Origin of the sequence: Erysipelatoclostridium sp. MSK.7.34, from assembly GCF_019041935.1 — a bacterium.
GTDB classification, from domain to species: domain Bacteria; phylum Bacillota_I; class Bacilli_A; order Erysipelotrichales; family Coprobacillaceae; genus Thomasclavelia; species Thomasclavelia ramosa.
The window spans coordinates 87,010-97,068 of record NZ_JAHPYJ010000012.1 but is presented as its reverse complement, the minus strand read 5'-3'; the positions used below and the strand labels follow the sequence as shown (position 1 = coordinate 97,068).

Annotated in this window: 11 protein-coding genes; 8 read left to right on the top strand and 3 right to left on the bottom strand. The window is 30.8% G+C overall.

The genetic code is table 11. The features are described from left to right. The first annotated feature begins 113 nt into the window (after positions 1-113). Entirely contained in the window at positions 114-833 is a 720-nt protein-coding gene (locus tag KTF99_RS09845; protein WP_009300711.1) for a hypothetical protein, read from the top strand. Between the two features lie 52 nt (positions 834-885). Then, positions 886-1,782, top strand: coding sequence for a DegV family protein (locus tag KTF99_RS09840; protein ID WP_009009321.1), 897 nt, complete (start codon positions 886-888; stop codon positions 1,780-1,782). A gap of 71 nt (positions 1,783-1,853) precedes the next feature. Here the strand turns inward: KTF99_RS09840 and KTF99_RS09835 are convergent, their stop codons facing one another. The 3 genes from KTF99_RS09835 to KTF99_RS09825 form a co-directional block, all read right to left on the bottom strand. Then, positions 1,854-3,941: a sensor histidine kinase gene (locus KTF99_RS09835; protein ID WP_003537105.1), complete on the bottom strand. Its 2,088-nt coding sequence runs from the start codon at positions 3,939-3,941 to the stop codon at positions 1,854-1,856. 8 nt (positions 3,942-3,949) lie between these two features. After that, positions 3,950-4,660 (bottom strand): response regulator transcription factor, encoded by a 711-nt coding sequence (locus KTF99_RS09830; RefSeq protein ID WP_008790938.1) that lies wholly within the window; start codon positions 4,658-4,660, stop codon positions 3,950-3,952. 75 nt (positions 4,661-4,735) lie between these two features. Then, complete coding sequence (locus KTF99_RS09825; protein WP_003537109.1) at positions 4,736-5,413, bottom strand: TVP38/TMEM64 family protein; 678 nt, start codon at positions 5,411-5,413, stop codon at positions 4,736-4,738. Between the two features lie 183 nt (positions 5,414-5,596). Between KTF99_RS09825 and KTF99_RS09820 the strand changes: the two genes are divergently transcribed. The 6 genes from KTF99_RS09820 to KTF99_RS09795 all read left to right on the top strand — a co-directional run bounded on the left by KTF99_RS09820 (position 5,597) and on the right by KTF99_RS09795 (position 10,004). After that, a complete protein-coding gene (locus KTF99_RS09820; RefSeq protein ID WP_008790940.1) occupies positions 5,597-5,956 on the top strand; it encodes an ArsR/SmtB family transcription factor in 360 nt (119 codons plus the stop codon). Continuing rightward, entirely contained in the window at positions 5,956-6,621 is a 666-nt protein-coding gene (locus tag KTF99_RS09815; protein WP_003537113.1) for a nitroreductase family protein, read from the top strand. Before KTF99_RS09820 ends, KTF99_RS09815 begins: the two co-directional genes overlap by 1 nt. Before the next feature lie 110 nt (positions 6,622-6,731). Continuing rightward, a complete protein-coding gene (locus KTF99_RS09810; RefSeq protein WP_009300712.1) occupies positions 6,732-8,051 on the top strand; it encodes an FAD-dependent oxidoreductase in 1,320 nt (439 codons plus the stop codon). 24 nt (positions 8,052-8,075) lie between these two features. Continuing rightward, positions 8,076-8,384 (top strand): thioredoxin, encoded by a 309-nt coding sequence (gene trxA, locus KTF99_RS09805; protein WP_003537117.1) that lies wholly within the window; start codon positions 8,076-8,078, stop codon positions 8,382-8,384. A 1-nt stretch (position 8,385) separates the two neighbouring features. Then, on the top strand, positions 8,386-9,546 hold the full coding sequence (locus KTF99_RS09800) for a cytochrome c biogenesis protein/redoxin (protein ID WP_217215546.1): 1,161 nt from the start codon (positions 8,386-8,388) through the stop codon (positions 9,544-9,546). 26 nt (positions 9,547-9,572) lie between these two features. Next, a complete protein-coding gene (locus KTF99_RS09795; protein WP_008790945.1) occupies positions 9,573-10,004 on the top strand; it encodes a winged helix-turn-helix transcriptional regulator in 432 nt (143 codons plus the stop codon). Positions 10,005-10,059 lie beyond the last annotated feature (55 nt).

Genomic DNA, 10,059 nt, shown 5'->3' with positions numbered 1-10,059 from the left:
CAACATAGGCTTATAGCCTCAGAGAAAACCACGTCTTTTAGGCGTGGTTTTTATTTGTAGATTGAAGTAGTAATAAACTTTTTAAGCGAATTAATTTTTGGTATAATAAGACTATGAAAACAGATACTGAAACACTTAGAAAACGTGGCTTTTTAACAAATACAGAAGCCGAACCCTACTTTTTATATTCAAAAGAGGAGTTATTAGAACTATTAAAAGATAAAACAGCCGTAAATCGTACTGCGGCGTTATTTATTCTTAGAAGCTTTGTTGACATTAATGAACTTGATGAAATCTTACTTAGAATGTTGGTTAAAGAAAAAGCCTTATATACTAAATTAGAAATATGCGATATTTTGACTACCGGAAATGAGTTGACAATAAAAAGAATGATTCCTTATATGGGGACAATTAGAGGTAATCAACATCGGACGATTCCTGAAAAGGTATCAAAGAAAAAAAGCTATCCTTTGCCACGGGATATTATTGCTAGAACTATGGCTAAAATGAATCCTGATTATTTTTCTACGATTTTAGAAATCATTAATTATCCTGAAGATAAAGTGGTTGCAGAAGCAATTGATGCAATTGGCTGGATGGTTTTTTATCATCAAGAATTGGCAACTGCTAAAAATTATCAAACAGTTATTCAATTATTTGAACGTTATCATGATAATGAATTGATGAAATGGAAATTGATCATTTGTTTATCGGCGTTTAATCAAAGTGAGGCTTTTTTAAAACAGCTGGATTTTCAAAATCCAGTTGTCCAAGCTGAAATAGAACGGAGTTTATCGCTGATCAATAAAAGAAAAAGTAAAGTAGTTTATTAAAAGTTAATAATTAGGGGTTATAATTATAGTATTATAGAGAAGAGGAAAAAGAATGTATAAGATTATAACAGATGGATCTTGCGATCTGTCAACCGAACGTGCACAAGAGCTTGATGTGTCAGTAGTACCTTTTTATGTATCAACAGATGGGATTAATCATCAAAAGGAAATTGTTGAATTGGGTATCCGTGATTTCTATCAATTTATGATTGATAACCCCAAAGTATTTCCTAAAACGTCAATGCCGTCGATTCAAGATTATTTAGATGTTTTTGGACCTTTGGCTAAAGATGGTATTGATATTATTTGTATTTGTATTACAACAAAATTTTCGGGATCATATAATTCAGCAATGAATGCTAAAAATATGCTTACTGATGAATTTCCTGATGTGAAAATTGAAGTTATCGATGCTACCGTTAATACGGTATTACAAGGAATGTTAGTAGAAGAAGCGGTTGCATACAAGCAGACGGGTGCAACCTTTGAGGAGACGGTTGCATATATTAACAAAATTAAAATCACTGGAAGGATCTTCTTTACTATTGGTGGTATGGATTATTTAGTTCATGGTGGAAGAGTTGGAAAATTATCAGGAATTGCGGCTGGAGCTTTGGGAATTAAACCTTTGATCTTGCTTAAAGAAGGAGAAATATTTAATAACGGATTAACACGCGGACGAAAAAAATCTAAACAAAAGATAGTTGAACAAATTATTAATTATTTTAAGGAAGATAATTTGGAATTGAGTAAATATCGTTTTTGTATAGGATTTGGTTATGATTATGATGAGGCTGTAGAGTTTAAAACAACATTCCTTGCTGCTTTGAAAGGGTTTGATCCATCATTTAGTGCTGAGGTACCAATTCGGCAAATTGGAGCAACGATCGGTGTTCATACAGGACCACATCCACTAGGTGTTGGTCTACTTGAAAAATTACAAAAGTAAAATGAAAATTCAATTATGATAAAAAGACTTGTAGACCTTATTTGTTAGGATACAAGTCTTTTTGTATGAAATTATTTTTTAAAAGTTACCGATGCTTTGAATAAATCACCATCAACACTAATTTTAAAATTACCTTTTTGCAGTTCAGTGAAACTTTTAGCAATAGCTAAACCGAGGCCACTACCACTAGTATTTCTTGAAGTATCACCTTGAACAAAACGCTCAACTAATTCATCTTCGCTAACTTTTATTTCATCTGCTGATATATTTTTAAAAGTGATTGTAACTTCATCATCACTATTGTCAATATCGATATAAACACGTGTATTTTCTAAAGCGTATTTTCCAATATTCATTAAGAGATTTTCAAAAATACGATATGTTTTTAAACTATCTAATGATAAAATAATTTTTTCATTTGGAAAAGCAGTTTTAAAAATTAGGCTTTTTTCGTTAAATTTATCTATTAATTCAAACTTAGCTTGCTGGATCAATGCAATAATATCGACATCAACAAGGTTGAGTTTTACATCACCACTATTGACTTTACTAACTTCAAAAAGATCATCAATTAAGTTCTTTAATCTAAGTGAATTACGATCTAGTGTATCGAGATATTCTTTTCTTTTTTCATAATCAAGTTGTTCGTCTTTTAACAAATCAATATAAGTAATGATGGAGGTTAATGGTGTTTTTAAGTCGTGAGAGACATTAGAGATTAATTCAGTTTTCATTTTTTGTGATTTTACTTCCTCGCTAACAGCTTTTTCAAAGCCATCTTTAATATTAGAAAATTCAGTACCTAAAGAATTAAACATACCAATATCTTGATTGATTTCAACATCAAAATCACCGTTTGATAAACGTTTAACAGCATCCAATAGAATTTCATAATCATGTTTAAGTTCATCAAATCGTTTTCTTAAAATAATAAATAAAATGGCAGAATATACTAAGGCAAAGAAAATACCAAAGGTAAAGAAACAACAGATTATTGATATAATTAAGCAGTTTGCTAAAACGATTTTAAGAATTGTTTTATTTGTATCATCATTTAAGTCAAATCTACTGGCTTTATAAATTATCTTTCTTAATACATTAAGTAACCAAATACAAACAGTATTTTTTTTAATAGAATTAATAATCCCTTCTTTAAAGAATGATTTTAAATAAAAGACAGAGAACATACATAGGAATAAAAAAGCTGCCCATGATAGTACATTCATCGCTCCAAGGATCAGTTCACTTGATTCACCAAAACCAATCCCTGACAATTTAGTAATGTAATAGCCGTTTATGGTATCGAGAATTAAACCATAAATTACAACGATTATTCCTGCAAATGCCAATGTAATCCCAATTACTAATGGTTCTAATTTGATTTTAGCGGGATATTTAAAGATGTTGATTTCTTTAATTGTTTCATATGGAGCTAATAAGATAAATAAGCCAACAGCAGCTACAGCAATTGCAGCAAATGGCACAATATTTTCAACATTTATAGTTCGATTGTTTTTTTCGCTATACCAGGCAATCGTATCAATTGAATTGCTTACGATTTTATGGGGAACGGCAAAGTAGATAGTTGTATTTACTGGATTATGCAATGTACTATCTTCATCATACTCTTGGAGATATTGAAAATATGTTTGTTTATAATTATTCCAAACTAGTTCATAGTTTTGATTACCAGCTACTAAACAGCCTAAAGTATCATAGCTAAATTGACCATTTTCATCAAAGTGAATCATTAAATACCATTGATATTTTTCTTTCAATTCTTTATTGTTACGAATGTTTTTTATATCGTCATTAGTATTACCTAAGCTATTATTATTGCCTTCTGCATAGTATTTAATATTTTTCTTTTCAGACATCATTTCACGACAATATAAAATATTATTCCGATAAAATTCATCACTAGCTTCTTCGTTGGCAGTAAGATATTTTGGAATACCTTCTTTTTTGCTGACATTGTCAAGCTGGAAGCTCAGAGCATAGATATTGTCAAAAATATCATAAAGAATTTGATTACTTGAAAAGTTAATACTTTTCCCGTTACTGGTTTCTACAACCTCATAGCAGCTATATATACCAACACTGCTAAGGAGAATAATTACAATTGTTAAAATTGAAAAAATTATTTTTTTTCTGTTCATTTTATCACCTACTGTTTTTCAATTTTATAACCGACACCCCAGACAACTTTTAAATATTGGGGATTACTAGGGTTAATTTCGATTTTTTCTCGCAAATTTCGCACATGAACCATGACTGTTTCTGTGTTGATTGCAGCTTCATGCCAAACATTTTCATAAATTTGTTCGCTTGAAAAAACTCTCCCGGGCTTTTCCATTAGTAATTCGAGAATTTTTAATTCAATTGGAGTGACTTTAACAGCTTTACCGTCAACACTAACTTCTTTGGTATCAAGATCAAGTTCTAGACCACCCACAACATATTTATTTGCTGCTTGATCTTCTTGAATCTTACCGATCATATTTAAATATTTATGATAGCGTCGTAATTGTGAAGAAACACGCGCTAGGAGTTCCATTGGAACAAATGGTTTGGTGACATAATCATCACCACCAATATTTAATCCTGTAATTTTATCAATATCTTCAGATTTAGCGGATAAGAAAATAATTGGGAAATCATAATTTTCCCTTATTTTCATTGTCATTTCAATTCCATCCATTACTGGCATCATAATATCTACGATAGCAAGATGGATATCATATCTTTCCACCATCTCTAAACCAGCTTTCCCGTTATTAGCAATATATACATTATAACCTTGTGATTTTAAGTATATTTCAATGGCTTTGGCAATTTCAATTTCGTCTTCTACCACTAATATATTATCTTGATTCATCCTCATACCCTCTTTCATAATATTAATTATAAAGCCAATCATTAAAGAATAGTAGAAATGATTTCAAAAGATTTTCTAAAGATTTTTTTTCTTGATGTAACGCTTATAGCTAAGAAGGCCAAAAATGGAAATAATTCCAGTAATTACAAAAATAAATATTGTAAAACGATAATTTTGATTTGAGATAGCGTTGCCCCCTATTGTACTTGTAATTACAGATGGGATTCTAGCGATACTAGTAATGAATATAAAACTTGAAAGTTTTAAACGCGTAAAAGGTGCAAGGTATGTTAAAATGTCTTTAGGAGTGCCGGGAATAAAGAAGATGACAAAGAGGATAATTTCAAGATTTTTTTCTTTTTTTAAAAATGAAATTTCATTAAATTTGTTAGTATCATAAAAATGATTAACTAACTTGATGCCATATCTATTAACAATAGCATAGATAACGATAGTACCAATAATAGCACCAAGTAAACAAATTGCCATCCCTTCAATAGTTCCATAACTAAATCCGGCAGCAATCTCGATTATTTCACCTGGTAAAAAAACAAAAATAACTTGGATTGCCATAGCAGCAACAAGAATTAATTTTCCCCAACTACCAAATTCAGTTAACTTTTCTTTCAATTCAATAGGATCATTTAAAAAGTTTTCAAAAAAATGATAAAGAACTAGACACAGAATTGTAATAATTATGAAACCGGTTATTAAAAGCGAAAGGTTTTTTTTATGCTCATTTAGTTTATCCATCTTTTTCACCTCGTTATTAGTATAGACAACGAATCTAAAACATAACTAGCAAAAGTTGAAAAGTGATTCTAAAGAAAACTTAAAGATAATATCTCTATCTTGATTTTCTTTACCGATAAAATAAGTAACAGTTATTATGCTATAATACAAGTGTTTAAATATTTGAACAGGGAGGATGAATCGATGAAAAATACAATTCAAGATAGCGAATCTTTGAGAAAACAATTTTTAGCGAGTCAAAAAGTTTTTAATGCACTTGGTGATGAGACAAGAATGTATTTATTATTGATTATGCTTGAAGGTCCATGTGATGGTAGTCGGGTAATTGATTTGGCTCCCAAAGTAAATCTTTCTAGACCGGCGGTATCTCATCATTTACAAATATTAAAGCAGGCAGGAATTGTTAAGACGCGAAAAGTTAAGACTTGTATTTATTATTATTTAGAACCGCAGCATTGTGAAATTGATAAACTGATTAATTTATTTCAGCATATTAAAGAGATTATGAATAATGTATCAAGGTGTGAAATGGAGGAAGAGTAATGGAACTTTTAGAAGCAGTTCAAAAACGGCATTCAGTCAGAATGTATCAAGATAGAGAAATTCCAGATTCTATAAAAAAAGAATTATTGGATTTTATTAATCAATGTAATCAGACAAGTGGTTTAAATATTCAATTGATTTTGGATGAACCAAAAGCCTTTGATAACTTTATGGCTCATTATGGTAAATTCAGTGGGGTCAAAAATTATTTGGCATTAATTGGAAAAAAGAGTGTGAAACTTGAGGAAATGTGCGGTTATTATGGTGAGAAAATCGTTTTAAAAGCTCAGCAGCTTGGATTGAACAGTTGTTGGGTGGCTTTGACATACAAGAAAGTTAAAAGTGCCTTTGTGATTGACGATGATGAGCGTTTATGTTGCTTGATTACACTTGGTTATGGTATTGATAATGGAGCTACACATAAAATTAAGACGATTGAGCAAGTTAGTGAAGTTACTGGAGATATGCCTAGTTGGTTTGAAACAGGTGTTAAAACTGCTTTATTAGCGCCAACAGCGATGAATCAACAAAAGTTTAAGTTTATCCTTAATGATAATACTGTCAAAGTAAAGCCGGGTCTGGGTTTTTATACAAAGCTAGATTTAGGAATTGTTAAATATCATTTTGAAATTGGAGCTGGAACGAACAACTTTATATGGCAATAAAGCTGGAAAAATCCAGTTTTTTTATCAATTATAACTTTCTTAAATCAAATTACTTGAAAAAGTAAAGTTACTATGTTAAAGTGTAAATGTAAGGAACGGAGGAACTGAAAATGAAACAGTATGATGCAATAATAATTGGTTTTGGAAAAGGTGGTAAAACAATTGCTGGTAAGATGGCAAAATTAGGAAAAAGGGTTGCAATAATTGAAAAATCCGCTCAAATGTATGGTGGGACATGTATCAATGAAGGGTGTATTCCTTCAAAATCATTAATCACTCAAGCAGAAAAATATAATTATCATGATGCGATAATTAATAAAGAGGATTTAATTACTAAATTACGTAATAAGAATTATGCAAAATTAGCTGATTTACAAAATGTTGATGTAATTACAGCAACTGCCAAATTTGTGGATGACCACCATGTAGCTATCTGTACCGAAAATGAAGAAGAAATAATTTTTGGTGACCTGATCTTTGTTAATACTGGAGCTACTCCAGTTATGCCTCCAATTAAGGGGCTAGCAACTGCTAACAAAGTATACACAAGTGCTAGTTTGATGAAATTAGAAGAACTGCCAAAAACCTTAGCAATCATTGGCGGTGGATATATTGGTTTAGAATTTGCTAGTATGTATGCACGTTATGGTAGCGAGGTAACAGTATATGAAAGTAATGATCGTTTGATTGCTCGTGAGGATCGGGATATTGCTGAAGAAATTCAAAGAATTTTAGAAAAACAAGGTGTTAAGTTTGTTTTTAATGCTAATATTCAAGCTCTTGCTAATGAAGGCGAAGAAGTTCTAGTTACTTATAATGACCAAGTTTCACAACGCTTCGCCGGGATATTGATGGCTACTGGTCGTAAGGCAAATACAGCTGATTTAAATCTTGATGCTGCAGGTATTGAGGTTAACCAACGAGGTGAAATTGTAGTCAATAAGTATCTGCAAACAACAAAGAAAAATATTTTTGCTCTTGGTGATGTAAAAGGTGGTCTTCAGTTTACTTATATTTCTTTAGATGATTCAAGAATTGTTATGGATTATCTATTTGGTGATAAAAAGCGTTCTACTTTAAATCGTGGTAATATTGCTTATTCGGTATTTATTTCACCAACTTTTTCAAGAATTGGTTTAAGTGAAGTAGAAGCTAAAGCTGCCGGTTATGAAGTGATTGTGACTAAGTTATTAACAGCTGCAGTACCTAAAGCTAATGTTCTAAAAAAACCAGAAGGATTGTTGAAAGCGATCATTGATAAAAAAACTGAGCGAATCTTAGGTTGTGTATTGTTATGTGAACATTCAGAAGAATTAATTAATTTAGTAACATTAGTGATGAATAATGATTTATCTTACAAGGTCCTAAAGAACCAAATCTTTACACATCCAACAATGGCTGAAGCGTTAAATGATTTGTTTGATTTATAAAATAGAAAAAAGGAGAAAATAAAAATGAGTAATGTATTATATCCAAATAAACAAGAATTTGATGAATTAATCAAAAATGAAAAAGTATTAGTAGATTTTTTTGCAACATGGTGTGGACCATGTAAGATGATTGGTCCTAATATTGAAAAACTAGCGGAAGAAAATGCTGATGCTACAGTGATAAAGATTGATGTTGATAAACATCCAGAAATTGCTGCGGTATATGGGGTTCAAACAATCCCGACACTAATAGCCTTTAAAAAAGGACAGATTGTAAATCAAAAAATTGGATTTATTCCCTATCCTGAAATCTTAGCAATGATTACAAGTTAAAATGGCAACACATATAAGTCTTGCATTAGTTTTTGTTGAAGGGTTAGTATCGTTTCTTTCTCCCTGTGTTTTACCAATAATTCCTATTTATATGGGCTATTTAGCTGGTAATAGTAACGAAAAAAGAAACTCAAATAAAAAAGTATTATTATTTACAATCAGCTTTATCTTTGGGATACTTTTAGCAATTTTTCTGATGAATGCGTCAATAAATTTATTACAAAGTTTTTTAAAAGAACACATGACTTTATTTGTTCGAATCGGCGGTATTCTTATCGTTTTATTAGGAATTTATCAGTTAGGATTTATCAAAATAAATTTTTTACAACGAACTTTCCGTTTTTCTTTGAAAACAGATAATAAAATGAATGTGATGGTGGCGTTTATCATGGGATTTACATTTAGTTTTGCTTGGACTCCTTGTATTGGGCCAGCGCTGTCATCAATCTTACTTTTAGCAGCTAGTTCAGGTGATTTTTGGTATAGTAATTTTCTAATGATTATTTATGCTTTTGGTTTTACTTTACCATTTCTAGTTTTAGAATTGTTTACAAATAAAGCTTTAAACTGGTTAAATAGCCATCGTGATATAGTTAAATATACAACTAAAATAGGCGCTGTTATTTTGATTATCTTTGGTTTGATGATGTTTAGTGGCAAACTTAATACAATTAGCAATTATATGTCACCTTCACAAGGGCAAGTATCCACTAACCAAGCTGAAAATAGTGATGATTCGGTTAATTATGGCAATGCTTTATTGAATCAAGATGATAAACCGATTAGCTTAGCTGATTATCATGGAAAGGTAGTATTTTTGAATTTTTGGGCAACTTGGTGCCCTCCCTGCCAAAGAGAAATGCCGGAAATTCAAAAACTTTCAGAAAAATATCAAAATAGTGAAGACATAGCTATTCTAACAGTTGTAATGCCAGGAGGTCAGGAAATGGATGCTGCTGGAATTAAAAAGTTTTTAAAAGAAAAAGGCTTTACTATGCCAGTTATATTTGATGATGGTCGTTTAAGCAGTAGCTTTCAGATTACAAGCTTACCAACAACATATATGTTTGATCGTGATGGGAATGTATACGGCTCTGTAGTTGGACAATTATCGAGTGATATGATGGAAAATATTATTGACCGAACGTTAAAAGGCAAGTAAGATATGATTGAACTGAGGTGAATAAAATGAAAAAGCAATATGATCTTTGTTGTAATATCGCTCAAACATTAAATATAATTGGTGATAAATGGACATTATTGATTCTTCATGCGGTAAAAGAAAAAAAACATACTTATAAAGAGATTCATGAGTCATTACCAGGTATCCCTACAAATTTATTATCAAATCGACTTAAGGAGCTCTGTCAAGATGATTTATTACAATGTGAACTATATTCAAAACATCCTCCCCGTTATCGATATAGTTTAACAGTTAAAAGTATTGATCTTGATGATATTTATAATGCTTTGATTATCTGGGGTGATCGTCATTTAGATAAAAGTTATAAATGTATTAGCCATGATGGATGTCAAGGTGAAATCGAGATTGTTTATCGTTGTAAAGAATGTGGTGAAATTATTAATAAGGAAGATTTAAAAATTGCTCCCAAAGAATAATATGGTTATAGTCAAATGAGTTTATTTAACTTATTTAGGCTATGGCCTTTTTATT

What these genes read in the sequence shown, in the direction of transcription:
- KTF99_RS09845 (WP_009300711.1), top strand. Translation starts at nt 114, where the DNA reads ATGAAAACAGATACTGAAACACTTAGAAAACGTGGCTTTTTAACAAAT.
- KTF99_RS09840 (WP_009009321.1), top strand. Translation starts at nt 886, where the DNA reads ATGTATAAGATTATAACAGATGGATCTTGCGATCTGTCAACCGAACGT.
- KTF99_RS09835 (WP_003537105.1), bottom strand. Translation starts at nt 3,941, where the DNA reads ATGAACAGAAAAAAAATAATTTTTTCAATTTTAACAATTGTAATTATT.
- KTF99_RS09830 (WP_008790938.1), bottom strand. Translation starts at nt 4,660, where the DNA reads ATGAATCAAGATAATATATTAGTGGTAGAAGACGAAATTGAAATTGCC.
- KTF99_RS09825 (WP_003537109.1), bottom strand. Translation starts at nt 5,413, where the DNA reads ATGGATAAACTAAATGAGCATAAAAAAAACCTTTCGCTTTTAATAACC.
- KTF99_RS09820 (WP_008790940.1), top strand. Translation starts at nt 5,597, where the DNA reads ATGAAAAATACAATTCAAGATAGCGAATCTTTGAGAAAACAATTTTTA.
- KTF99_RS09815 (WP_003537113.1), top strand. Translation starts at nt 5,956, where the DNA reads ATGGAACTTTTAGAAGCAGTTCAAAAACGGCATTCAGTCAGAATGTAT.
- KTF99_RS09810 (WP_009300712.1), top strand. Translation starts at nt 6,732, where the DNA reads ATGAAACAGTATGATGCAATAATAATTGGTTTTGGAAAAGGTGGTAAA.
- trxA (WP_003537117.1), top strand. Translation starts at nt 8,076, where the DNA reads ATGAGTAATGTATTATATCCAAATAAACAAGAATTTGATGAATTAATC.
- KTF99_RS09800 (WP_217215546.1), top strand. Translation starts at nt 8,386, where the DNA reads ATGGCAACACATATAAGTCTTGCATTAGTTTTTGTTGAAGGGTTAGTA.
- KTF99_RS09795 (WP_008790945.1), top strand. Translation starts at nt 9,573, where the DNA reads ATGAAAAAGCAATATGATCTTTGTTGTAATATCGCTCAAACATTAAAT.